Annotated in this window: 15 protein-coding genes and 2 pseudogenes; 11 read left to right on the forward strand and 6 right to left on the reverse strand. The window is 60.4% G+C overall.

The window, feature by feature from the left end:
* Positions 1-8 precede the first annotated feature (8 nt).
* On the forward strand, positions 9-1,196 hold the full coding sequence (locus tag V6Z53_RS17600; protein ID WP_338580881.1) for a lipid-transfer protein: 1,188 nt from the start codon (positions 9-11) through the stop codon (positions 1,194-1,196).
* Positions 1,197-1,381: 185 nt separating this feature from the next.
* On the opposite strand, the gene V6Z53_RS17605 is transcribed toward V6Z53_RS17600, so the two are convergent.
* Together V6Z53_RS17605 and V6Z53_RS17610 are read right to left on the reverse strand one after the other, a co-directional pair.
* Complete coding sequence (locus V6Z53_RS17605) at positions 1,382-2,122, reverse strand: NYN domain-containing protein (RefSeq protein WP_338580882.1); 741 nt, start codon at positions 2,120-2,122, stop codon at positions 1,382-1,384.
* Positions 2,123-2,494: 372 nt separating this feature from the next.
* A complete protein-coding gene (locus V6Z53_RS17610) occupies positions 2,495-4,213 on the reverse strand; it encodes a hypothetical protein (protein ID WP_338580883.1) in 1,719 nt (572 codons plus the stop codon).
* A 193-nt stretch (positions 4,214-4,406) separates the two neighbouring features.
* Here V6Z53_RS17610 and V6Z53_RS17615 point away from each other — a divergent pair, with 193 nt between their 5' ends.
* Together V6Z53_RS17615 and V6Z53_RS17620 are read left to right on the forward strand one after the other, a co-directional pair.
* On the forward strand, positions 4,407-5,522 hold the full coding sequence (locus V6Z53_RS17615; RefSeq protein WP_338580884.1) for a CaiB/BaiF CoA-transferase family protein: 1,116 nt from the start codon (positions 4,407-4,409) through the stop codon (positions 5,520-5,522).
* A gap of 39 nt (positions 5,523-5,561) precedes the next feature.
* Positions 5,562-6,608 (forward strand): annotated as a pseudogene (locus V6Z53_RS17620) (LuxR C-terminal-related transcriptional regulator); the annotation flags it as partial.
* Positions 6,609-6,704: 96 nt separating this feature from the next.
* Here the strand turns inward: V6Z53_RS17620 and V6Z53_RS17625 are convergent.
* Complete coding sequence (locus tag V6Z53_RS17625) at positions 6,705-9,191, reverse strand: LuxR C-terminal-related transcriptional regulator (RefSeq protein WP_338580885.1); 2,487 nt, start codon at positions 9,189-9,191, stop codon at positions 6,705-6,707.
* 294 nt (positions 9,192-9,485) lie between these two features.
* Between V6Z53_RS17625 and V6Z53_RS17630 the strand changes: the two genes are divergently transcribed.
* Both V6Z53_RS17630 and V6Z53_RS17635 read left to right on the forward strand, forming a co-directional pair.
* On the forward strand, positions 9,486-11,393 hold the full coding sequence (locus V6Z53_RS17630; protein WP_338580886.1) for a DUF1302 domain-containing protein: 1,908 nt from the start codon (positions 9,486-9,488) through the stop codon (positions 11,391-11,393).
* 26 nt (positions 11,394-11,419) lie between these two features.
* Entirely contained in the window at positions 11,420-12,787 is a 1,368-nt protein-coding gene (locus tag V6Z53_RS17635) for a DUF1329 domain-containing protein (protein WP_338580887.1), read from the forward strand.
* Between the two features lie 48 nt (positions 12,788-12,835).
* On the opposite strand, the gene V6Z53_RS17640 is transcribed toward V6Z53_RS17635, so the two are convergent.
* Positions 12,836-13,801 carry a LuxR C-terminal-related transcriptional regulator gene (locus tag V6Z53_RS17640; protein ID WP_338580889.1) on the reverse strand — a complete coding sequence of 322 codons (966 nt, stop codon included), beginning with the start codon at positions 13,799-13,801 and terminating at the stop codon, positions 12,836-12,838.
* Positions 13,802-13,990: 189 nt separating this feature from the next.
* Between V6Z53_RS17640 and V6Z53_RS17645 the strand changes: the two genes are divergently transcribed.
* The 6 genes and pseudogenes from V6Z53_RS17645 (at position 13,991) to V6Z53_RS17670 (ending at position 23,251) form a co-directional block, all read left to right on the forward strand.
* Positions 13,991-14,854, forward strand: a complete 864-nt coding sequence (locus V6Z53_RS17645; protein WP_338580890.1) for an MBL fold metallo-hydrolase — start codon at positions 13,991-13,993, stop codon at positions 14,852-14,854.
* Between the two features lie 214 nt (positions 14,855-15,068).
* The gene (locus V6Z53_RS17650) at positions 15,069-19,040 is read left to right on the forward strand and encodes an autotransporter outer membrane beta-barrel domain-containing protein (RefSeq protein ID WP_338580891.1); all 3,972 of its coding nucleotides are present in this window, start codon (positions 15,069-15,071) and stop codon (positions 19,038-19,040) included.
* A gap of 115 nt (positions 19,041-19,155) precedes the next feature.
* Positions 19,156-19,983, forward strand: coding sequence for a transposase (locus V6Z53_RS17655; protein WP_338586511.1), 828 nt, complete (start codon positions 19,156-19,158; stop codon positions 19,981-19,983).
* Positions 19,984-20,038: 55 nt separating this feature from the next.
* On the forward strand, positions 20,039-21,199 hold the full coding sequence (locus tag V6Z53_RS17660) for an acyl-CoA dehydrogenase family protein (RefSeq protein WP_338580892.1): 1,161 nt from the start codon (positions 20,039-20,041) through the stop codon (positions 21,197-21,199).
* A gap of 11 nt (positions 21,200-21,210) precedes the next feature.
* Positions 21,211-22,425 (forward strand): annotated as a pseudogene (locus V6Z53_RS17665) (CaiB/BaiF CoA-transferase family protein).
* Positions 22,426-22,438: 13 nt separating this feature from the next.
* Positions 22,439-23,251 carry a CoA ester lyase gene (locus V6Z53_RS17670; RefSeq protein WP_338580893.1) on the forward strand — a complete coding sequence of 271 codons (813 nt, stop codon included), beginning with the start codon at positions 22,439-22,441 and terminating at the stop codon, positions 23,249-23,251.
* Between the two features lie 25 nt (positions 23,252-23,276).
* Here the strand turns inward: V6Z53_RS17670 and V6Z53_RS17675 are convergent, their stop codons facing one another.
* Positions 23,277-24,128 (reverse strand): LysR family transcriptional regulator, encoded by an 852-nt coding sequence (locus V6Z53_RS17675; protein WP_338580894.1) that lies wholly within the window; start codon positions 24,126-24,128, stop codon positions 23,277-23,279.
* Positions 24,129-24,178: 50 nt separating this feature from the next.
* Positions 24,179-24,259 carry a hypothetical protein gene (locus V6Z53_RS17680; protein WP_338586512.1) on the reverse strand — a complete coding sequence of 27 codons (81 nt, stop codon included), beginning with the start codon at positions 24,257-24,259 and terminating at the stop codon, positions 24,179-24,181.
* Positions 24,260-24,307 lie beyond the last annotated feature (48 nt).

The raw sequence follows: 24,307 nt of genomic DNA on the forward strand, positions 1-24,307 counted from the left end.
GAAAAGTAATGCCGCAAAAACCTTACGTTGCCGGCGTCGGCATGATCCCGTTCGTCAAGCCTGGCACCAGTGGCACCTACATCGAAATGGGCTCCGAGGCGATTCGCCTGGCCCTGCAAGATGCGGGTCTGGATTACAAACTGGTGCAGCAAGCTTATGCCGGATACGTTTACGGGGACTCCACCAGCGGTCAGGCGGCCCTTTATGAAGTGGGCATGAGCGGCATTCCGGTGATCAACGTCAACAACAACTGCGCCACTGGCTCCAGCGCACTGTTCCTCGCGCGCCAGGCCGTGGAAAGCGGTGCGGTCGACTGCGCGCTGGCGTTCGGTTTCGAGCAGATGCAGCCCGGCGCCCTGAAAGGCAACTGGGACGACCGCCCGCGCGCCACCACACACATGACCCAGTCGGTGATCGACGAACTGACCGCCGACGTGGATATCCCGAGTGCCCTGCGGATGTTCGGCGGCGCCGGTCGCGAGCACATGCAGAAGTACGGTACCCAGATGAGCACCTTCGCCGCGATCCGCGCCAAGGCCAGCCGTCACGCGGCCAATAATCCACTGGCGCTGTTCCGCAAAGTGGTGACCACCGAAGACGTGATGAACGATCAACTGATCTGGCCCGGGGTGATGACTCGCTTGATGGCGTGCCCACCGACTTGCGGTGCTGCGGCAGCGATCATCTGCTCCGAAGCTTTCGCCAAGAAACATGGTTTGCGCACCGACGTGGTGATCCTTGCCCAGTCGTTGACCACTGACAAACCGGTTTGCTTCGAGACCCGCTCGATGATCGAAGTCGTCGGTTTCGACATGGCCCAACGGGCCGCCCGGGAAGTGTACGAGAAGGCCGGCGTCGACCCGCTGGACATCCGCGTCGCCGAAATGCACGACTGCTTTGCCCACAACGAACTGCTGACCTACGAATCCCTGGGCCTGTGCGATGTCGGCGGCGCCGAGCAGTTCATCCTCGACGGTAAAAACACCTACGGTGGCCAAGTGGTGACCAACCCGTCCGGTGGCCTGCTGTCAAAGGGGCATCCGTTGGGCGCGACCGGTTTGGCGCAATGCTACGAGCTGACCCATCAACTGCGTGGCAGCGCTGACAAGCGTCAGGTGGAAGGCGTCAATGTGGCGCTGGCACACAACCTGGGTCTGGGCGGTGCTTGCGTGGTGACGCTGTACGGCCGAGCCTGATTCATTCGGCGGGGCATGCCTGACAGGATGCACCGCCTAACCGAGCTCCTTATTTTGCCGGGCCTTGCGCCCGGTTTTTTATGGTTCACCACAAACCTGTAGGAGCCGAGCTTGCTCGCGATGGCGTCATGTCAATCAACATTAACGTCGCTGACACACCGCCATCGCGAGCAGGCTCCCAAGCCTCAGACAAGGCGTGCAGTGATTTCCGCCTTGTCTTCCTTTACTCGGGATGGTGGTTTTGGGCACGTCGAACGTAACCCGTCGATGTGTTCCATCAGGCTTTCAGGGATGCTTTGCCACATCGGGTCTAGCACAAAATCAATGCCTTCACGCCGGGCCAACTTTGCTGCCGGTACAAAGTCTGCGTCGCCAGCGATCAGCACGATCTGATCCACCTGTTTTTTGAATGACAGCGACGCTACGTCAACGCCAATTCTCATATCAACGCCTTTTTGTCGCGTGTCTATGCTGACGTCTTGCTCCGTCAGGTCTGCGAGCAGGATTTTGCCTTTAAGCAGGTCGGCTATTTTTGCCGCCTTGATGGTCCATTTCGTATCTTTCGACAGGTGTCCAAGCCGCAATGCCACTTTGCGCTTACTCCGCAGCCGCGCGTGGAGGTCCTTGCGAAACATCGCCTCCCTGGACTTAGAGAAGTCCACGGCTTTCTTGCTGATCGGATTGTGCTGCCTGGTTTCCAGCGGTGGGCAGTCGTAGAAAAAAATTCGATAAAGCTCTTTGCGATGCCGTTGTTGTAGCGACTGATTTTGCCCATTGGGGCGAGCGACAATTTTGCTTGATAAGTGGGCCATCGCCCATCGGTGAACAAGGTCTGCGGCACGCTCGGCATTGAATGCGTTTTGGGGTTCGATCCTTCGAAAGCGCTTGATGAAGTAGGCGCCGTCAACCAGTACTGCTGTGGACATGCTTTCTTCCTGATAGCAAAACGCCCAAGGTGTCGGCACGTCCTGGATGATTAGGACGGCGTACTGCCTTGGGCGGGATGGGGGCAGACTAGATGAGGTTGCCGATAGCGTCAACCGCTCCTTTTTTGTGCTTCCGTTTCAGGAACAGGGATGTTTGCTCTCTAACGGAAACCTCTTGCCGCTGATACTGGCGGTGGAAAGACAATAGATCCCGGGCGAGTTGCCTACAAGACGGCAGTTTCTGCAAAAGATGTAGGCAAAAGCCATAAAAAACGCCGGCCCTCGATGAGGGCCGGCGTACTCCGTAGGAGCGAGCAGGCTCGCTCCTACATGAAGGGACGCGATGAGCGTCAGGACCATCCCTCCATCGAGTTACTCGCTCTTGGCAACCTGATCAACCTTCTGCATGCGGTTGGTGTCCATCAACACCAAACCAAACGCCATGCCATACATCAGCCGACCCTGTTTATCGACCTTCATCGGCGCGTACATGCCGTTGAACACCGGGTCGCTGCCGGTCGCGATTTCGAGCACGGTCTTGCCGGTGTCGAGGTCCATGCCGATGTGGAAACCTTCACCCAATCGGTCGGAATAGAAGCCATTGATCAAGGCCATGTGGCTGCCACCGCTGATCATTGGCACGATCGAGATCGAACCCACATCGGTACGGGTCCACAGCGGGTTCCACTGGTCCTTGGCGCTGTCCCACTTGAGCATCGCCACGCCGCTCGGGGCAGGGCGGGTCATGCCGTTGAGCATGGTCACGTAGTAGCCGGACCGGGACAGCACAGGTTTTTCCACGGCAGGGATGTTGTTGACCACAAAGGCGTGACCGTCATAGACCGCCACCGATTGTTCCGACTGCACGGTCGGGATGTTCATACCCATGTCGACTTCACGCTGGTCAGCCACGCGCGGCGACAGGGTGCCAGGCTTTTGCTTCCAGCCCGCCGGAATCTTGTCGCGCCACATGGCGACCAGGTTCATCTTTTTCGCGCCGTCGGTGAACACCACCAGTTTGTCTTCATCGGGGCCGTAGCCCATCAAGGTTGGGGTGGAACCGGTGCCGTCGGCGATCTTGATCGAAGTGAAACGCGGCCCGCGCTCGTAAGGGGCTTTCCAGGCACCGCTGGCGTCGTCGGCGTGGATCCTGCCCTGTTTGTCGACCACCAGTCGGTACATGTTCTGGTTGGAAGCGACGTACACCGCGCCGCCGTTGACTTCCGGTCCGGTGGCGAACGAGTTGAGGAACAGTTCGTCGCTGCCTTCCACGCGGTAGCTGTCGATCAGCTTCAGGGTGTTGCGATCGAGGGTAGCGACGGTGCCGCCCATGGTGTTGATCACCAGGTAGCCATTGAGCGTCATGCCCATGCCGAAGGTGGCATCCATTGGTACGCCGATGCCGTTCTTGGTCTTTTCATTGTTGAACAGTTCTTCTGGCAGCTGCACCTCTTGGGTGAGCTTCATACCCGACTGCGGGTCTTTGTGGTCGTTCTGATCAATGCGGAACACCCGGCGCGCACTGGCGCCGATGAAGGCGTCATCGCGGGTCAACAGCGAATAGATTGCGCCGCCAACCAGCTGATCGGTGGTGCCGGTCAGCATGCGGTTGGGTTGCGCATTCATGTATTCCAGCAGGCCTTTCTCGTCCTTGACTTCGAGAAACTTGCGGGTCTCGGCAGCTTGCTGAAGACGTTGTTCAGGCGTGATCGGCTGGTAGTTAGGCAATTTCACCGGCAGGTCGACGCGGGCCACTTCAGTGAACTTGAAGTCGTCTTCGACCTTCACCTTGCGCAGCGAAAACCCGGCCCAGAACCAGTACATGTCGGTATCGCCGACCTTGTCGGTGTACTGCACCAGGCTGCCCGATTCGTTGGGCAATACACGGTAGGCGTCCGGCGTCATCTTGTAGGAACCGCGTGGCACGGCAATGCCGGTGCTGTCGGACGCGCCGTCGTTCCAGTGCGTCTGGTTGTTGTAGGACTGCGCCAGATAAGGGTTGGCCGGTGCGATGTGGCCATTGGCAGTGGCAAATGCCGGGACTGTCAGGCATGTCGCCAGTAGGGCCCAGTGCGGACGTAGAGCAAACATGTTGTCTTCCTTTGTTTTGTTGTTATTGCCTGCGGAGGAAGATCCAGAGTAGCGATCCTTTTTTCGACCTATAGCCCCCCATGCCGGGGGGCATGTTCGGGGTGGGTGCTCTGCTAGCGTACTGGCCATGCTTCGCGCATCGCAGGCGATCGCGCCCCCTGTGTCAGCTCACGACGAACAAGGAAAAAAACACATGCTGTCAGGTATCAAAATCGTGGAAATCTGTGGCATCGGCCCGGGGCCGTTCTGTGCCATGCACCTGGCCGATCTGGGCGCAGATGTCATCGCCGTGGAGCGCGCAGAATCCATCTCGATCACCGGCGAAGCCAACGCTCCGGCCAACCCGCTGAACCGGGGCAAACGCTCGGTGGTGGCCGACCTGAAAAGCCCTGAAGGGCGCGAAGCGGTCCTGAAGCTCATCGAAAGCGCCGACGTCGTGATCGAAGGCATGCGCCCCGGTGTCATGGAGCGACTTGGCCTCGGTCCGCAGGAATGCCAGGCGCGCAATCCAAGACTGGTTTATGGACGCATGACCGGTTGGGGCCAGAACGGCCCGATGGCCAGCGCCGCCGGCCACGACAACAACTACATCGCACTCTCGGGTGCGCTGTACCACAGCGGCACGGCTGGGGAAGCGCCTTCATCGCCGATCACCCTGATCGGCGACATTGGCGGTGGCGCGTTGTACCTGGCGGTCGGTGTGCTGGCCGGTGTCCTCAGTGCCCGGCAGACCGGCAAGGGCACCGTCGTCGACGCCGCCATCGTCGACGGCTCGGCGCACATGATGCAGCTGATGATGTCACTGACCCGCCGTGGTCTGCTCAATGAGCAGCGCGGCAAGAGCGTCCACGATGGTTCGCACTTCTACGCCACTTATCGCTGCGCCGATGACCAATACGTGGCACTGGGCTCGATGGAGCCGCAGTTCTACGCGCTGCTGCTGCAAAAACTGGGTTTGCAGGACGATCCGCGTTTCGCCAAACAATGGGATGTGAAGCGTTGGGAAGAGCTGCGTGGGCTGCTGGCCGATACGTTTGCCAGCCAGCCGCGCGCGCACTGGTGCGATCTGCTCGAAGGCACCGATGTGTGCTTTGCGCCGGTGCTGAGCCCGCGTGAAGCCTCGCAACATCCGCATATGGTCGAACGAGGCGTGTACTTCGAGCGCGACGGAATGCTGCAAGCCAGCCCGGCACCGCGTTTCGATGGCCAGGTCGCGACGCCGGGGGCGATTCCGACACGCGGCGCGCACACCGCCCAAGTCTTGGCGGCTCTCGATAGCAACGACCTCGCCGCCGTCTGGCAGTCGTAGTTTCTGGAAATCGCCGAAGCCATTTCCCTGGCCGATAGCCTGTTTGCCCTCGGGCGTTTCAACGACGCAAGGCGTTGGTTATCGCAGGCCATCGAGCTTGCCGCGCAGCAGGGTGACGACTGCGTCAATCCTGCCTTGACGGCCATGGAAAGCCTCATCGACCTGACGCAGGGCTCACTGGCAACGGCGCGTATCCGCCTGGAGTGTTTTTCCACGGGTTGCGCGCTGGTGGGCGTCGAGCAACAAGCGGTTCATGCCCTTGTGCTGTACGAGAGTGGTTCGCTGGATCAGGCACGGCGGTTGCTCAAGCAAAACCTGCGCGACATCACTGACGACAGTTCAGCGGATACGCTGATCGTCAGCCGAATCCTTCTGGCCCGTATCGCTTGGTCGCAAGGTGAAGTTTCCAGCTGTCATGGTCACCTCGCAGCGCTGGAGCAAACCGGGCGTGAGAGGGCATGCCGACGCATCCAATGCTCGGTCTGGATCGAGCGTGCGCGGATCGCGACGTTGCATGGTCGTATCGATGTCGCCGCCCAGGCGTTGGCTCAAGTGGACCGAAACGCTGATTGGGGCCAGGCGAATGCGCTCAACTTTGCCAACGATGTCGACACGCCGACCGTCGCACGCGTACGCCTGCACATCGCCCAAGGGCGTTTTGAAGAGGCGACTCGGGCGCTGCACCCGGCGATTGATCAAGCACAACAGCGCGGACGTTTGCGCCGCAAACTCAAACTGCGCTTGCTCCTGGCTTTAGCCCTCGACGGCATGGGGCGGCACGCTGCGGCAATGGCGGAATTGAGTGGGGTGTTGCCATTCGCCAGCGAGGAGGGGTGGCGCAGCACCTTTGTCGAAGAGGGTGCTGGCCTTGCCATGCTGTTGCAACGCTGGGCGTTTCAGGTGAGAGGCGGCGAGTCGGCAATCGTGCCGGGGTTTATTGGCGATCTGCTCAAGCGTTTTCCTGTCACGGGCAGCGCAGCCCTTACCGAGCGCGAACATCAGGTTGTCAGGCTGGTCGCACTGGGCCTTCAGATAAGTGCCATCGCCGAAACCTTGCGGCTTTCCGGGCACACGGTAAAAGCGCACCTGCGCAATATCTATCGCAAGCTCGGTGCCCACGGCCAGGTCGAAGCCGCCGCAATCGCCAGGGCACGAGGGCTACTGGATGAACCGCACAAACCTTCACACCAATACTCCCGTCGCCCTGGCGCGCATCACGGCCTGAGCCCGTCGGGTCACCCCCAGTTTGCTGTTGATGTGTTTGATGTGCGCCTTGACCGTGTTGGTCGAGATGTACAGACGCTCGCTGATCTCCCGGTTTGAGAAGCCTTCGGCCAGCAGCTCCAGCACGGCGAACTCGCGCCCGGTGAGCTTTTCATGATTCGCGGGACCGATCAGCGGTTTGCCCGGCTGCGACGTCCGCGCTTCGCTGACCAGCAGATTGAACGAACCGGCATTGGGCGACGGCTGACGGGCAGGTGGCGATTCTTGTGACGCTTGTGTGAGGCCGTCCAGCAGGCGCAGTGCCTTGGCCTGAAGTCCGTGAAAATTCAGACGCCGACATTCGCGCAACGCTGTCTCCAGACGCCTCGCAGCATCCCGGGTTTGCCCGTTACCGTGTTCGGCAATGGCCAGCAGCATCTGACTGTGCACGGCCAGCGAAGGCTCATGAATGCTCGTCAGCCGTGCGGCGGAGCCCCGCAAATATTGCTCGATCATCTGCGCCATGAGCAGCGCCTGCTTCCAGTTTTTCTGATGGATCAGGACACTCAAGGTCTGCAGATTGAGTACCCCGCGATAGCTGCTTTCCTGGACATTGGCACACTGCATTCGACGTTCGGCGTCCTGCAGGAAAGCGAAGGCGCGCTGGAAATCACCCCGGCAGGCACAGACGTCCGAGAGACCCATCAGCGCTTGCAGCAGCGTCAGCCCATGATCGGGAATGACTTGCAGGGCCTGGCTCAGGACACACTCGCCACTGTCCACTTCACCTCGTTGCAGATGCAACTTGCCCTGCAGCACCAACAATCGCCCGAGCAACATCACATGCCGATTGCCATCGGCCCGCAACAGCAAGAGGTTCTCTTGCAACAGACGTTCGGCGAGGTCGCTTTCTCCACAGAGAATCATCAGGCAGATGCGCTGGATGTTGGTCTGCACTTCTCTGACCAGGCTGCCCTGGCGTCGGGCCTGTTCGATCGCGAGCATCAGGATCTGTTGAGCTTGAAGGGTTTCGCCCGTGCTCATGGCCAGCCGTGCAAGGATGACCGTGCACACGAACGACACAGGCTGATCATCCTCGCCCAGTTGTTCCTGCGCAGCACGGCAATACTCCGTGGCCAGGGTGCAATTGCCCAAAAGGCCATGGATCGTGCCCCACAACGCTTGCCACACGGCCAGCAAACGGCGGTTCTGTTCTGCCGTGGGTTGTGGCAGGAAGCGACTCAACTGCTCCGTGCAGGTCTGTGCCTCATCCAGTCGTGTGTTCATCATCAGCGCGCAGGCATTGAGCGCCACCAGTTGCGGCGTACTCAACGACAAGCTCACGGGCAACTGATGGCGCCAGTCGAGCAGGCGCGACAGATTGCGCTCGGCCAGGAGCCAGCTCGGGTTAAGGCGGGTCATGTAGTTGGCCGCCACGTCCGGGCGGTTGGCACTCAACGCGAGGTCGATGGCATCCTCGATGTACCCCGACGCGCTCAATCCCCGACAGGCGCGCAGGCGTAATCGGTTCAGTTCGGTCAGGTCGTTCGTTCCCCGTAATGCCTGCGCCACGGCCGGCAGCATGCAATACCATTGGCCATTGCTGTCCAGTGGCTGGAAGAACGCCTGCGAAAGCAGCAATCGGCGCACGCACGTCTTGTCGTCAAGTTCCTCCCACAGGTCCGCGCACAGGCTTTCGCTGAACCGTGGCAGATGCGCCAGCCCCCCCAGCAGGCGGCGTTCCTCTGCACTCAGGTGTGACAGCAATTCTCGCTCGAGGTAGTCGCATAACATCCGCGTATCGGTGAGCAATAAACGTATGCCGGCGCACCAGCCCAGAGTCTGCCGCCAGATAGCCTCAAGGTCCGCGCCAAACTTCGCCGGTGCAATCAATCGAACGAGATCGTCGGACTCCTCACGGGAAAGGGCGAGGGCCTGGGTATCGAGCTCCCGCAGTTCGCCTTCAAGCAACAGGCGCGGCAGGTTCCATGCCGGACGTTGCCGGCAACTGACCCACAGTTGAATGGGCGCAGGTGAGTGCAAGAGCAAGTGGTCGATCCACGCGTCGAGCTCGGTATCGGTCCCGGTGGGATAATCGTCGAGGATCAGCGCGCAGGGCGCTTTCAGTCCCTCCAGCAAACTCAGCAGCGCGGGACCTGTGTCGACCGGATGCGGGTGATCGCCAAGCTGCTCGGCGATGCACGTGCAAAACCGCGACAGTGAAAGAGCTTGCCCGGCCAGATTGAGTTGCAGTACGAGCGGCGCAGGCACGGATCGAGCGATGCATTGGCGGATCAGCGAGGTCTTGCCATAGCCCACGGGCGCACAGAGCAAGCGCAGGCGTTGCGGTTTTTCAAGCATCAGCGCCACGAGGTGGCTACGCGCCAAGAGCCGGGTTGAGGGGGAGGGCGTGAGGCTGACCGGAATGCAGGCCTGCTGGGCAACGGTTGTAAGGGACTGCGACATTTCACTCTCCCGGACCGCAGGGCAACAACCCCGCGCCGACTGCACAGCGTGCTGATTAATGATTGGTTACTGCGCGCAAGAATCCGCAGCGCTGCCATTACCGGCAATACCCCTTTCGATTGAAACGTCGATGCTTTCGTCAAAAGCGCAGGCAGCGTTACTTCTTGTATCGATGGCAAACCGGTAATCACCCACACGGGTAATCCGAAATCACCCCATCAGGGAATGTCCCGAGCACGCGTCCGGTCCCTATCGTGACGGCTCCAACACACCCGTAGTATTTCGGAGAGCCGCATGACAAAAACAACAAAGCGCGCAATCTTTCAGCCGCAGTTGCTGGCAGCAGCAGTCGCCCTGGGGATTAGCACGCAGGCTTGCGCAGTAAATTTCAGCGTAGGGGAGATTGAGGGCAGTTTCGATTCATCGCTCTCGGTAGGTGCCAGTTGGGCCGTGCGCGGACCTGATCCGGACTTCATTTCCAACTTCAACTCACAAGGCGTTCGGGGGGGCGCCTCGTCCCGAACCAACGACGATAATCGGCTGAATTTCAAGAAGGGCGAAACCTTCTCGAAGATATTCAAGGGCGTACACGACCTGGAGTTGAAGTACGGCGACAGCGGCGCTTTTGTGCGCGGCAAATATTGGTATGACTTCGAACTGATGGACGAAAGCCGTCCTTTCTACGACATCGACGACCACGGCCGCCAGCGTGCGGCGAAGTCGTCCGGGGCGATGTTTCTCGACAGTTTCGTCTACCACAACTACACACTCGACGAGTTGCAGGGCAACGTGCGTCTGGGTAAGCAGGTGGTGAGCTGGGGTGAGAGTACGTTCATCGGCAACTCAATCAACAGCATCAACCCGATCGACGTGGCAGCGCTGCGCCGGCCGGGTGCCGAGGTCAAGGAGGGGTTGATCCCGGTCAACATGCTGTATGTCTCGCAGGGCCTGTCGGAAAACGTCACCGCCGAAGCGTTCTACCAGATCGAATGGGCGCCGTCGGTGATCGACAACTGCGGCACCTTCTTCGGCAACGACGTGACGCCTGAAGGCTGTAACGACCGCGCGGTGATTGCCGGCCTCGACCTGCCGCCAGGGGTGGCGAGTAACAGCCGCTCGGGTCTGGCAGTGGCCGGCACGGCGGCGCAGGGCGGCGGCGTGGATGACGCCTACGTGCCACGCACCAAAACCAAGGATGCCCGTGATGGCGGCCAGTTCGGCGTGGCGTTGCGCTGGTTCGCCGCAGAGCTGAACGACACCGAGTTCGGGGCCTATTTTCTCAACTATCACAGCCGCAACCCCAACCTTGATTTCACTCGGGCCACATTGACCGCCAACACCGGCGCGGGCGCTGCAACCGTTCCGGGCGCGATCAACTCGATCCGCACCGCGAGCTACCACGTGGTCTATCCCGAAGACATCCGCCTCTACGGGCTGAGCTTCGCGACCAACCTGGCCGGCACTTCGCTGGGTGGTGAAATCAGCTATCGGCCGAACATGCCGCTGCAACTCAACGGCGCTGACCTGAACCTGGCGGCAACGGGTAACAAGAACGCACCGTTGTTCATTGCCGGCCAATCGCAAAACGTCGCCGGCGCGCCGCTTCATGGCTATGAGCGGATGCCGGTGCTGCAAACCCAACTCACTGCCACGCAGTTCTTCGACCAGGTCATGGGCGCCAGTCGCCTGACGCTGGTGGGAGAGGTCGGCTACAACCGCATCAACGGCCTGGGCGATGCCGACGGCAGCAACCTGCGCTTTGGCCGCAGCACGATATTTGGTGCCGGCGCACTGGCCACCGGAGCGGGGCCGGGCGCGACCGGTCCACAGACCTGTGCCGGGGCTCCGAGCCAGGTTCCGGGCGCTGCTGCGGGCGTCACCCGTCCAAGCAACCCGCAGCAGGAATGCAACAGCCACGGTTTCTACACCACCGATTCCTGGGGCTATCGCCTGCGCGGCCGACTGGATTACCCGAACGTGTTCGCCGGGGTCAACCTGGCGCCGAACATCGCCTGGTCCCATGACGTCGATGGCAACGGCCCGAACTTCGAAGAAGGCCTGAAGGCCGTCAGCCTGGGGCTGGATGCGGACTACGCCAACCTCTACACCGCCAGTCTCAGCTACACGGATTTCTTCGGCGGCCATTTCAATACCAACGGCGACCGCGACTACGTTGCGCTCAGCGTCGGCGTGAACTTCTGATAGCCCAACAGCAAAGGATCGAGACCATGAAAAAAATCATTCTTGTTGCCTGCGGCACCCTGGCGCTGAGTCTGCTGTCCACCAGCATCATGGCCGCCGTGTCAGCGGAAGAAGCGGCAAAACTGGGCACCACCCTGACACCGCTGGGCGGTGAAAAGGCTGGTAATGCCAGCGGTACTATTCCCGCCTGGACCGGTGGTTTGAAACCGGGCGCCGCGCCGATGACCAACGATTTTCTCGGCAACCCGTTCGAAGGCGAAAAGCCGCAGTTCGTGATCACCGCCGCCACCGCTTCGCAATACAAGGACAAGCTGACGGCCGGGCAACTGGCGATGTTCCAGCGTTACCCCGCGACCTACAGGATTCCGGTGTACAAGACCCAGCGCACGGCATCGGCGCCGCAAGCGGTCTACGACGCGGCGAAAAAAAGTGCGATGACCACCGAGGCGATCAATGACGGCTACGCGCTGAAAAACTTCGAGCAGTCGCACTACTACGCCTTTCCGATTCCGAAGAATGGCCTGGAGGTGGTGTGGAATCACCTGACCCGTTCACGCGGCACCAACTTCATCAACCGACAGGCCCAGGCCACGCCGCAAGTCAACGGTGACTACACCATTGTCGACATTGAAATTGCTGCTGGTTTGCCGTGGAAGATGGCGGACGCCAAGCCTGAGGACAATGCCAATATCCTGTTTTTCGCCAAGCAGACCGTGACCGCACCCGCGCGCATGGCCGGTAGCGTTTTGCTCATCCACGAGACGCTGGATCAAGTCAAGCAACCTCGCATGGCCTGGGCTTACAACGCTGGCCAACGACGCGTACGGCGTGCTCCGCAAGTGGCCTACGACGGGCCGGGCACCGCCGCCGACGGTCTGCGCGTCGCCGACAACGCCGACATGTACAACGGCGCGCCGGACCGCTACGACTGGAAGCTGATCGGCAAAAAAGAAATCTACGTTCCCTACAACAGCTACGCGCTGCAATCACCGAAGCTCAAGTACGCCGACATCATCAAACCCGGCCACATCAACCAGGACCTGACCCGCTATGAGCTGCACCGGGTATGGGAAGTGGAGGGCACGCTGAAGCCGGGTGAGCGTCACATCTACGCCAAACGCCACATGTACTTCGACGAAGACACCTGGGCGGCGGTGGAAATCGATCAGTACGATGGTCGCGGCCAGTTGTGGCGAGTCAGTGAAGGTCATGTGGTCAATGACTATCAGCAAGGTGTGGCCGTGTATGCGGGGATCGGTATCTACGATTTGCTGGCGGGGCGCTACGTGATCTCCAACCTGGGTAACGAAAACAAACGCGGCACTGACTACAGCTACCAGCCGACCGTGACTGACTTCACCCCGGCCGCTTTGCGTAACGCCGGTATCCGCTAAGCGACTGTCCGTTATTCTCCAGGCCACGCGGGTGGTCTGGAGAACCGGTCACTCCAGCCATCCATTAAAACGGGCAATGGCCAGTGCCTGGGAACGACTGCGGGCACCCAGCTTGACGTTGATTCTGTGCAGATGGGTTTTTACCGTGCATTCGCTGAGGAACATTCTTTGCGCAATCACCCGGTTGCGATGACCGAACGCCAACAGTTGCAGCACCTGTGTTTCCCTCTCGGTCAACGCTGTGGAACGGTTGCCAATACCCAGCCGCTGCAGCAATTGAGCTACGAACTGCGGATTGATGGCCTGATCACCTTGGCCACATCGACGGCTGACCCAGCGTCGCAACAGCGCAGCCACAGGCTCACCCTCATCGATAAAACTGCGCAACAAACCCTCATCGCCAGCCAGACGCAACGCCTGACCAAACGCCTGCATCGCCAGCCGCGAGCATTTACGACCGTCCTGAGCCATGGCCAACAACAGATGCAGTTTGATTTGCAGGCGCAGAGGCTGATTAGCCTGAGCATTGCCGATTGCCACGAGCAAGTCTTCGACGGCAGCGTTGTAATTGCCCTGGGCAATACGCAAGCGCTGGTAGGCGATCAGTAGATTGTCGACTTCGCCAGCGGGCCACCGTCCTTCAAATGGCTCCCAGGCGCTGACACTTTGCGCCGAGCGCAAGGCCAGTTGCGCCACATCCAAATGCTTCCTCAAGGTTGCCACGCGGGCTCGTTCCAGCCAGGCGGAACACTGGATGCGCAGAGAGCCGGACTGTTGCCCGAACCGCTCAAGTTCCACCAGAAAACGCTGCCAGGTTTCGCAGTCGCCGTGTGCCAGGGCAACGCGCGCCATCAGAATATGGCTGATGATCAGGGTGGCTGGTGTGCAGACCTGCCTGCCTTCGGGCAAGACGTTTACCAATAGTTGCTCGACCTGATTCAGTTCATCGCGATCATAGAGTTCGAGGGCGGCGAGGATGCCAGGCATGTCGGTGATCCCGCTAAATTGGTCCACGATCTCCTGTTTTTTACCGGTCGGCGAGGAGCAAAATTGCGAGATTGCAGCTCCTTCCACCGGACGTTCTTTTGGACGTCGTACGCATGCTCCGTGGGTTCATTCCTTTGACCGTCGAAGCAAACGCGGACACTCCATAGCATTGGAGAGAAGTCTCGAACGTCATCTTCACTCAAGGTAAATCGCGCAATGAACCGTCGTATTTCCGCATTGGTCGGCACCGGTCGCAGGCTTGATGGTGGAGTCATGTTCGGCAACACACCGCGCTCGCAATGGTCCGACTGGGTCAGCCCCGATCACGAAAACCAGATCAGGCTCGCTTCACGTGCCTTGCTGGTGCAGGAGGGCGACAAAAACGTTCTGGTTCTGGCGGGCAGTGAAGCGCTCCTGGCGCCTTTACCCAGGACCTGTCGCTGCCAACAACACACCAGGGGCTTGCTTGATTCTCTGGCCCAGCATGGCCTGGGTGAGGGCGATATTCACGTCGTGGTGCTTGTTCACCTGCACGCTCGACTATCGCCGCAACTGCGCAACGCCATCGAGGACGGTGAAACACCTCGCCTGCTATTTCCCAATGCCCGTTACTTGGTGGGTGAACGTCATTGGGAGCGCGCCCGGCGCCCGCATCCGCGTGACCGGGCACTGTTCATCTCGCCGATCCTCAATCGACTGGAAAACAGCGATCGCCTGACGTTGATCAAGGGCACCGACAACGAGCTGCTCGGCAGTGGTTGGCAATTTCATCTCAGTGATGGCTACACCCCCGGGCAACTGCTGCCAGAAATCGCCATGCCGGGCGGGCCGGTGCTGTTCGCCGGCGACCTGATCCCGGGAAGCCATTGGCTGGAGCTGGCGCTCACCAGCGGTTACGACCGCAACCCTGAATGCCTGATTGGGGAGAAAGAACGTTTGCTCGACCACATCGTCAGCGAGCGCGGCCGAATCTTTTTCAGTCGCGATCCGGACGTGGCGATGGTCAAGGTGATGCGCGACAGGCAGTCGCGATACCTGGCGTTTGACCTGTATCGCGCGCTCAGCCAATTCGACAACTGAGTCTCCGTTTATCCGGTATCTGGCGTGGTGCAGGTTTCTTTAACTACGCTGCCTAGACGCCACATTGGGGCAGTTCCCGTCAGTTGGACTGGATTCTTCCGCGAGCGGCGAATGGAACGTGCCGTAGGGCACGCGTGGAAAACTCTCTGATATCAGTACTCAGAGCAGACCGATGTGAGCCGTACGGTAGATCTCTGGGGAGCGAGGGAACGCAATGCCCGAGTTTCCTGTTAGCCATACCCGCAATAACGTCTGGAACCCGCCGCTGGCTGCGGATTCAGCCCATTCATATCCCCGCCGACTTCAGCTTAGCGTCATCGTCGTGATCGCATTGAGCTCAGCCGATCCGGCCTTGGCCGTGGACTGCCCGGCGGGGCCGGTCTCGGTCAACGCCAGCGCCTGCACGGTGGTGCCTGCGACCACCATCACCGTCACCAGCGCCGCTACACCCGGGCTCAGTGCAACCGGGGCAGGCGGGAACATCGTGGCCGATGGCATCAACGTTAACCTTGGCCCCGGAGCATTGCCTCGAAACTTCATCGGCGCGCAGGCTCTGGGTGGAGGAACCATCAGTTTCAACGGCAGCACGATCACGACGGCTCAGATTGGTACGGGCCAAAGAGGCCTTGTCGCAGACGGCGCCGGTAGCCTGATCAGTGCGACGGGCGCCACGATTACGCTAGGGCTCGGTGCAACGGCGGCCAGTGATTTGCTCGGCGTTGTCGCGCAGAACAGGGGTGCGGTGTTGTTGACCAACTCTGCGGTAACAACGCTGGGCGGGGCCAACGGGGTGGCCAATCATGGCCTGCAAGCGATCGGCGTGGGCAGCCGGATTACCTTCAATGGTGGTTCGGTCAGTGCGCTGGGGCGCGGTTCCTTTGCTGCACTGGCAGACAGCGGCGCTGTCGTGACACTCCAGGGCGGCGCGCAACTGGGCACCACTGGCGCACAAATCGTCGCCGGTTCGCTCGGCAGCCACGCGGTTGTGGCACGAGGCAGCGGCAGCCAGGTCAACGGCACCGGAGTGACATTGACCGCGACCGGCACCTTTGCCAATGGTGCGCGTGCGGAAGACGGCGGGGCAGTGACCCTTTCCGGCAGTTCGGTCAACACCAGTGGCGTGGGCAACAAGTTGATCACCAACGTGCAGAACGCGGCCGCCATGGCCATATCCGGTGGCTCGATTCAGTTGAACGGCAACAGCACAGTCGTCACGTCCGGCCAATACAACCATGGCGTGATGGCCCAAGGCGCGGGTTCAAGCGCAACGGTGACCGATACCACGATCACTACCAACGGCAATGGCGCTGTCGGTGTGCGCGTAGCAGATGCAACGGCCACCGTGACCAATACAAGCATTTTTACCAACGGTTCCGGTGCCATCGGCACCTGGGCTGAGGGCCCGGGCTCGACACTGAATATCACCAACAGTCACATCACCACACAAAGCAATGTCGCGCCCGCGGTACGTGCCAGCCTCGGCTCTATTGCGGCCATTACGGGCGGCACGATCACCACCAATGGCCTCGACTCCGCCGGGTTGTCGGCGGGAGGCGGCGCGAACCTTACCGCTACCGATGTCACCACACTGACCACCGGCAACGACAACGCGATGGGTGTCATTGCTGACGTCGACGGGCTGATCACGCTCAATCGCGGGACGGTGACCACCACCGGCAGCCTGGTTCGGGCAGGCGCCCGACCGCATGCATTGGCTGCTCGGGGTAGCGGGGCGACGCTGGTTGCCAACGGTACAGTCGCCCGCACCCAAGGCAACGATGGCATGGGCGTGGTGGCCGATGACGGTGGTTCGGTGAGGCTCAATGTTGATACCGCCAGTGGAGCCGGCGTGTCGGTCCGGACCGAAGGATTGCGCAGCATCGGTTTGTTTTCCGTCGTCGAGCAGGTCGGACCGCAGTTTCTCGCGGACATCACCACCACCGGTGCCACAGTCGAGACGTTGGGCGCCAATGCCCACGGTGCGCTGGCCCAGCAAAACTTCCTGGCCGCTCCCGCCACGATCAATCTGAACACAACTTCTGTCACCACCCGTGGCGCTGATGCAGTGGGGCTGAGGGCGGTGTCGGCGGGCAGCGTTGTCGCCAACAACAGTGTCGTGCTGACTCAAGGTGTCGCGTCCCATGGTGTGATGGCCAGAGACGCCCAAGGCGGACTGCGCAGTTCAATGACGGTGAACCAGACGTCCGTCACCACCTCCGGTGCTGTCGCACATGGTGCCGTCGCGCAAGCTGGTGGGCTGGTCACCGGCAACAATTCGACTATCACTGCCAGCGGCGCCGATGCTTCGGCGCTTTATGCCATGGGCGCCGCGGGATTTGTCTCCAATGCCAATTTCAGCAACAGCGCCTTGAGCAACGCCAGCGGCGCGACCGTGGCTATCGGCGGCGTTGCCGATGTTTCGCTGACCAACACCACGGTGTCAGGCAGCGGCCAATGGCTGCGCGTCGCCACTGCCGACAGTTTCGCGCCCTTGCCGCAACCGGCTGCGCCCATTACCGGCGTTCCCGACGTACCGGAATTCGACGAAGTGGCCGGGCCGCCGCCCGTTGCGCTGCCAACCCCTGGAGCAATTCCCACCAATGTTCCGGGTCTGGCGAACATCGTCGCTACCAATTCAACGCTCACAGGCTCGGCATTGACCGATACCGGGAGCGTTTCCAACCTGACGTTGATCAACAGCACCTGGAACCTGACCGGCAACTCGAACCTGACTACCCTGGTCAACGATCCCAGCCTGATCGACTTCTCGGCGCCGGTCGGCGGCGTGTTCAAGACACTCACCGTCAACACCTACAGCGGCGACGGCGACATCGCCCTCAATACCTTTCTTGAAGGGGATGGATCGCCTTCGGACAAATTGGTGATCGACAGCGGAACGGCAACGGGCAGCAGCCACCTGATCATTCGTAATGCTGCCGATGCCAGCGGCGTACTGGGTCGCGGCGCCTTGACCACCGGCAACGGCATCCAGGTGATTGACGCCGTCAATGGCGGCACCACTGCACCCGGCGCGTTTGCCCTTGGGGGGCCGGTGTATGCCGGTCCCTACGAATACACGTTGCATCGCTCCAGCACCGATAACAGCAACGAGCAGGCCTGGTATCTGCGCTCCAACGTGGCACCCGACGGACCGTCTCCCGGCCCCGATCCCGAACCGGCGGTGCCCAATTTCCGCCCGCAAACTTCACTCTACGGTGCAGTGCCCGCGCTGGCTCTGGTCTACAGCCGCAGCATCATCGATACGCTGCATGAACGGGTAGGGGAGGAGCGCCGCTTGACCGGTGCCCCATTGCCAGCAGAAGACCAACAGGAATATGGCCCGTCACTGGGCTGGGGCCGGTTGATCTACCGCAGTGGTGAGCGCGAAAGCGATAACGGCCCCTTCGGCAATTCACCCGGCTACAACTATGACCTGAATGCTTTCCAGGTCGGCGTTGACCTGTATCGCAGTGAAGAAACCGACGGCAATACCGAACAGGCCGGTGTGTCCCTGGCCATCGGCAATATCAAAGGCGGTATCGATCATTACAACGGCGCCAATGCCGGTGAAGACGTATTACGCGCCTACAGCCTCGGCGGATACTGGACCCACTTCGACCCCGAAGGCTGGTATCTGGATACCGTGCTGCAACTCAATCGATTCGACATCGAAGCCAAACCCGGCAATATCGGAAAACTCAAGACAGACGGCTGGGGGTACACAGCGTCACTGGAAGGCGGTTATCCCTTTGAAGTCCGCAAAGACCTCTACATCGAGCCGCAAGCGCAAATCATCTATAGCTACGTGGAACTCGACGACAGCGATGACCTGGCCGCTGACGTGCGTTTCGAGGACGTCGATTCATTGATCGGGCGGCTGGGAGTGCGTATCGACAAGGACTGGTTCCGCGAAGACGACGATGGCAAGACCCGCCGCACCAACGGTTGGATTCGGCCGAGTATCTGGCATGAATTCAAGGGCGAGCCGAAGACCGAGTTTTCTTCAGCCAACGGCTTTGTGCCTTTCGAGGCCGACATTGGCGGCACCTGGGGCGAGATCAATCTCGGGGTGGACTATCAGGCCAACGAACGCACCACGTTCTATGTGTCTGCCGGCTATCAACGTGCCTTTGACGGCGAGAGCCACAGTTACGAAGGAATGCTCGGGGTCAAAGTGGCGTTCTAGCGTCGTCATTGGCGAATTGTCGTATCGCCCCCCCAAGCAGGGGAGTTCTGCGCAGGGCATGAACATCCGAGCATAGGGCTCACGCGCCCTGACAGGATTTTTGTGCATGACGTCCATGACTGACTCCCCCTATGCCGCCTTGATCGGGCGTAGCGAACGAACGACCGAGCATTTGAGTGTCAGCCTGGCCAAGCGGATCGCGGCCACGCTGGGTGAATCGGCGCCAGCTTCGGGACAGACGCTGCCTGCCTTGTGGCACTGGGCATTTTTCCAGCCAGCAATGGAAGAAGAAGGCCTCGGGAACGACGGCCATCCAGCCCACAGCAGCCTTTTACCGGCGATCCAGAATCGCAATCGGATGTGGGCGGGCGGACGTGTTGAGTTTCTTGAGGCTCTGCGTGTTGGCGTTGAAGCCACCCGAATCACAACCGTGCTGAAGATCGAAGAAAAAAGCGGACGCACCGGCTCACTGCTGTTTGCCACCCTGCGCCACGACTATGTGCAGGACGGGCGCCTGGCGATTCGCGAAGAGCAGGATATTGTCTATCGCGAGCCAACTCCGCCCAGACTTGCCAGCGGCGAAGCATTGCCCCTCGCGGGTTGGCAAGAGTCGATAACGCCCACGCCGGTCCTGTTGTTTCGCTACAGCGCGGTGACTTTCAACAGTCACCGCATCCACTACGACTGGCCGTATGTCACCGAAACCGAAGGTTACCCCGGCCCGGTGGTGCATGGACCACTCATTGCCACGCTCAATCTGCGCGCCTTCTGCCGGGCGAACCCGCAAGCGCGGGTGCGGCACTTTGAGTATCGCGGCATTCGTCCGTTGATTTCGCCGCACCCCTTCATCGTTGGCGGGCGCCTCTACGCGCCTGGCAGGGCTGAGTTGTGGGCCGGCAACGAGGCTGGCGTGGCGCAGCGTGCCGAACTGACTTTCGACTGACTTTTCGTTCCTGGCTTTTGCCTTGCACCACAACAACAAGAATCGAGGAAAACCGATGAACCGCAACAGTGACGAACTCAATGCGATCCGTGAAGGTGTGCGTGCGTTGTGCGCTGAATTCGATGCCGCTTACTGGCGTGGGATTGATGAGCAAAAAGGCTTTCCGGAAGCCTTCGTCGACGCATTGACCAAGGCCGGCTGGTTGGCGGCGATGATTCCGCTGCAGTACGGCGGCTCAGGATTGGGCCTTGCCGAAGCCTCGGTGATCCTGGAAGAAGTGAACCGTTGCGGCGGCAATTCCGGCACGGTGCACGGGCAGATGTACAACATGTTCACCTTGCTGCGAAATGGCAGCGAAGCGCAAAAAAGCTACTACCTGCCCAAGTTGGCCAGCGGCGAACTGCGCCTGCAATCGATGGGCGTCACCGAGCCGACCACGGGCACCGACACCACCAAGATCAAGACCAGCGCCGTGCGCAAGGGCGACAAGTACGTGATCAACGGCCAGAAAGTGTGGATCTCGCGCATCCAGCATTCCGACCTGATGATTCTGTTGGCTCGCACCACACCGCTGGCCGACGTGAAGAAAAAGTCCGAGGGCATGTCGATTTTCCTCGTCGACCTGCGCGAAGCCATCGGCAACGGACTGACCGTGCAGCCGATTGCCAACATGGTCAATCACGAGACCAACGAATTGTTCTTCGACAACCTGGAGATTCCGGCCGACAGCCTGATCGGCGAGGAGGGCAAGGGCTTCAAGTACATCCTTGATGGCTTGAATGCCGAGCGCACCCTGATCGCCGCCGAATGCATCGGTGACGGTCGCTGGTTCATTGAAAAGGCCAGCGCCTATGCCCGCGACCGGGTGGTGTTCGGCCGTCCAATCGGGCAAAACCAGGGTGTGCAGTTCCCGATTGCCGAGGCCCATATCGAAATCGAAGCCGCGGACCTGATGCGCTGGCGCGCCTGCGAGGAATACGACAGCGGGGTCAACGCCGGCGCCAGCGCCAACATGGCCAAATACCTGGCCGCCAAGGCGTCCTGGGAAGCAGCCAACGCGTGCCTGCAAACCCACGGTGGCTTTGGCTTCGCCTGCGAATACGACGTGGAGCGCAAATTCCGAGAGACGCGGCTTTATCAGGTTGCGCCGATTTCCACCAACCTGATTCTTTCGTATGTAGCCGAGCACTTGCTCGAGCTGCCGCGCAGCTTCTAGGGGCCATAGCCATGACTGATAAAACCCTGAATTTGCGCCCCCTCGATGGCATCACCGTTGTCAGCCTCGAACACGCCATTGCCGCGCCGTTTTGCACGCGGCAACTGGCGGACCTGGGTGCGCGGGTGATCAAGGTCGAACGGCCCGGCAGCGGCGATTTTGCCCGTGGCTATGACCAACGCGTGCGCGGCATGGCCTCGCATTTCGTCTGGACCAATCGCTCCAAGGAAAGCATCGCACTGGATCTCAAGCAACAGGAAGCTCAGGTCATTCTCGAGCAGCTATTGTAGCAAGCCGACGTGCTGGTGCAAAACCTGGCGCCGGGCGCTGCTGCACGCATGGGCCTGTCGTTCGAGGCATTGCATAAGGACTACCCGCAATTGATTGTTTGCGACATTTCCGGTTATGGCGAAGGCGGCACCTACGAAGACAAAAAGGCTTACGACCTGCTGATCCAGAGTGAAAGCGGCTTTCTCTCGGTCACTGGCAATGGTGAGGAGGAGGGCATGGCCAAGGCTGGTTGCTCGATCGCCGACATTTCCGCCGGTATGTATGCCTACACCGGCATTCTCTCGGCACTGCTACTGCGGGATAAAACCGGGAAGGGCAGTCGAGTCGAAGTTTCGATGCTGGAAAGCCTGGTGGAATGGATGGGTTTCCCGATGTACTACGCCTTTGAAGACGCCACGCCGCCGCAGCGCACGGGTGCGTCTCACGCGACGATTTATCCCTATGGGCCATTCCCGTCAGGCGACGGCGGCACCGTCATGATCGGGCTGCAAAACGAGCGTGAGTGGGTGCAGTTCTGCGAGCAGGTGCTTCAGCGTCCCGAGCTGATCGCCGACGAGCGTTTTTCCGCCAACTTCAAACGCTCGGACAACCGTCAGGCCTTGCGCGCCATCATTGTCGAAGTGTTCGTCCAACTGGATGCCGCGACCGTCATCGAAAGACTCGATGCCGCGCAAATCGCCAATGCCCAGGTCAACGACATGTCCGGCGTCTGGGAGCATCCGCAGCTCAAGGCGCGCAACCGCTGGACCGAGGTCGCCAGCCCGGTAGGCATCCTGCCCACACTGCTGCCACCGGCCAGCAGCAACGCGTTTTCACCCCGCATGGCGGCAGTACCGGGGCTTGGTCAACACAGCATCAAGTTGCTGATTGAATTGGGTTACAGCGCCATCGATATTCAACGCCTGAGCGAAACAGGCATCGTCCAGAACGGTTGAGGGAGTGTTGTGTATGTCCAGTCTGTTTGTTCGCACGGCGCTGTTTGTGCCGGGCAATCGTCCTGAACGGTTTGCCAAGGCGTTGGCCAGTGGTGCCGACGCGGTGATCATCGACCTCGAGGATGCCGTGCCCAGCGCGGAAAAAGCGGCGGCGCGCCAGCACCTGGCGCAGTTCATCCTGTGGAACAGGGACGTGCAGCTGCTGGTGCGGATCAACGCCACCGGCACCGTGGAACACGAAGCCGACCTTGAGGTGTGTCGTCAGCATCCGGACGTGGTCGGGATCATGTTGCCCAAGGCCGAGTCCGCCGCTCAGGTGAACCATGTCGCCACCAGCGGCAAAGCGGTCTGGCCCATCATCGAAAGTGCCCGGGGCATACTCGCGATCACCGAAATCGCCGCCTGCACCGGCGTCCGGCGCCTGACGTTCGGCGCACTCGATCTTGCGCTCGACCTGGGGTTGAAGGCTGGTAGTCCGGCCGCCGAAACCGTGTTCGACCAGACCCGTTTTGCGCTGCTGTTGCATTCACGGGTCAATGACCTGCAGCCGCCGCTGGACAGCGTCTATCCGAATTTCGAAGATGACACCGGGCTTGCCAACGCCATGCGACGTGGTCGCGATATGGGCATGGCCGGCGCCTTGTGCATCCATCCGCGTCAGGTGAATGTCGTGCACTCAGCCCTGGCGCCCAGCGCAGAAGAAAAAGCATGGGCACAGCGCATCGTCAGCGCGGCTGAGTCCGGAGAGGCAGCGTTCAAGGTTGACGGGGAAATGGTCGACGCGCCGGTGCTGGGTCGAGCACGAAGGTTGTTGGCGATTAACTAGGTTGATCACAGCACGGCTGGCAGTCTCAAACGGGAGGAGCCAGACACTGGGCCAGAAACGTCATGACAGCCTGCACCGACGCGGTATGACGAATATCGTTGTGAGTCACCAGCCATACTTCGCGCTCTAACGCGGGGCCGGAAATGGCGGCAGGCTTCAGTGAATATTGTTCACCGAGAAAGTAGGGCAGTGCTGCAAGTCCGACACCTGCTTTCGCAGCCATGGCCTGAATGTTCAGATCGTTGCTGCGTAGCAGGATTGGACGATCAGCGGCCTGTTTCAGCAGCCATACCTGCTGAGTGGTTTGTTCCATGCTTTCGTCATAGGCGATGAAGTTCAGTTGGTCGGCAGGCGTTCGATCCAGATAGTCGGCTGAACCATATAAGGCAAACGCAATGGTGGCGACTTTTCGGGCAACAAAGTCCGGCTCTGTGGGGCGACTCAAGCGAATGGCAACGTCCGCTTCCCGACGGGTGAGGGAGACGCTGCCAAGGTTGCCCAACAATTGCAAAGACAGTTGAGGATGTTCCCGACGAAGTTTCCCCAGATGCGGCGCGATCAATGAGCAGGCCAGCGCGGGTGGTGCGCTGACGGTCACCTCTCCGACTGCCCCGGCCTGACCTGCCAGCGCACTACGCTCCACGGCGAAGGATTCGACTTCCATGCGCTTGCCCAGTTTGGCAATACGCTCACCGTCCGCCGTCAGCTCATAGGACCTGGGGCGACGGTCTACCAGCTTCAGGTTCAGTGAAGCCTCCAGAGCGCTGATTCGCCTCGCTACCGTTGCGTGATCGACCTTCAACTTGCGCGCCGCTGCGGATAACGATTGTTCCTGGGCAAACACCGAGAAGTAGCGCAGATCTTCCCAATCAAACATCACATAACTCCTTCGTCGAGTCAGGGTGACTGCCTGTCACGTGGCAAACATCAGTTCTGGGCGCTGCACGATTGAGCGAACTTGCGATAACTGATCCGTTTCAGGCTACCCGCGGTCGTACTGTAGGTCATATGCGCCTCGACCACCTGGCACGCCGATGGATCAGGTTCCCCAGTCAC

Origin of the sequence: Pseudomonas sp. MAG733B (assembly GCF_036884845.1) — a bacterium.
Taxonomy (GTDB): Bacteria; Pseudomonadota; Gammaproteobacteria; order Pseudomonadales; family Pseudomonadaceae; genus Aquipseudomonas.

Coding starts and splice junctions, on each gene's coding strand:
- V6Z53_RS17670 (WP_338580893.1), top strand. CDS start 22,439: ATGTCCAGTCTGTTTGTTCGCACGGCGCTGTTTGTGCCGGGCAATCGT.
- V6Z53_RS17675 (WP_338580894.1), bottom strand. CDS start 24,128: ATGTTTGATTGGGAAGATCTGCGCTACTTCTCGGTGTTTGCCCAGGAA.
- V6Z53_RS17630 (WP_338580886.1), top strand. CDS start 9,486: ATGACAAAAACAACAAAGCGCGCAATCTTTCAGCCGCAGTTGCTGGCA.
- V6Z53_RS17650 (WP_338580891.1), top strand. CDS start 15,069: ATGCCCGAGTTTCCTGTTAGCCATACCCGCAATAACGTCTGGAACCCG.
- V6Z53_RS17600 (WP_338580881.1), top strand. CDS start 9: ATGCCGCAAAAACCTTACGTTGCCGGCGTCGGCATGATCCCGTTCGTC.
- V6Z53_RS17615 (WP_338580884.1), top strand. CDS start 4,407: ATGCTGTCAGGTATCAAAATCGTGGAAATCTGTGGCATCGGCCCGGGG.
- V6Z53_RS17635 (WP_338580887.1), top strand. CDS start 11,420: ATGAAAAAAATCATTCTTGTTGCCTGCGGCACCCTGGCGCTGAGTCTG.
- V6Z53_RS17605 (WP_338580882.1), bottom strand. CDS start 2,122: ATGTCCACAGCAGTACTGGTTGACGGCGCCTACTTCATCAAGCGCTTT.
- V6Z53_RS17610 (WP_338580883.1), bottom strand. CDS start 4,213: ATGTTTGCTCTACGTCCGCACTGGGCCCTACTGGCGACATGCCTGACA.
- V6Z53_RS17680 (WP_338586512.1), bottom strand. CDS start 24,259: ATGACCTACAGTACGACCGCGGGTAGCCTGAAACGGATCAGTTATCGC.
- V6Z53_RS17625 (WP_338580885.1), bottom strand. CDS start 9,191: ATGTCGCAGTCCCTTACAACCGTTGCCCAGCAGGCCTGCATTCCGGTC.
- V6Z53_RS17655 (WP_338586511.1), top strand. CDS start 19,156: ATGACTGACTCCCCCTATGCCGCCTTGATCGGGCGTAGCGAACGAACG.
- V6Z53_RS17660 (WP_338580892.1), top strand. CDS start 20,039: ATGAACCGCAACAGTGACGAACTCAATGCGATCCGTGAAGGTGTGCGT.
- V6Z53_RS17645 (WP_338580890.1), top strand. CDS start 13,991: ATGAACCGTCGTATTTCCGCATTGGTCGGCACCGGTCGCAGGCTTGAT.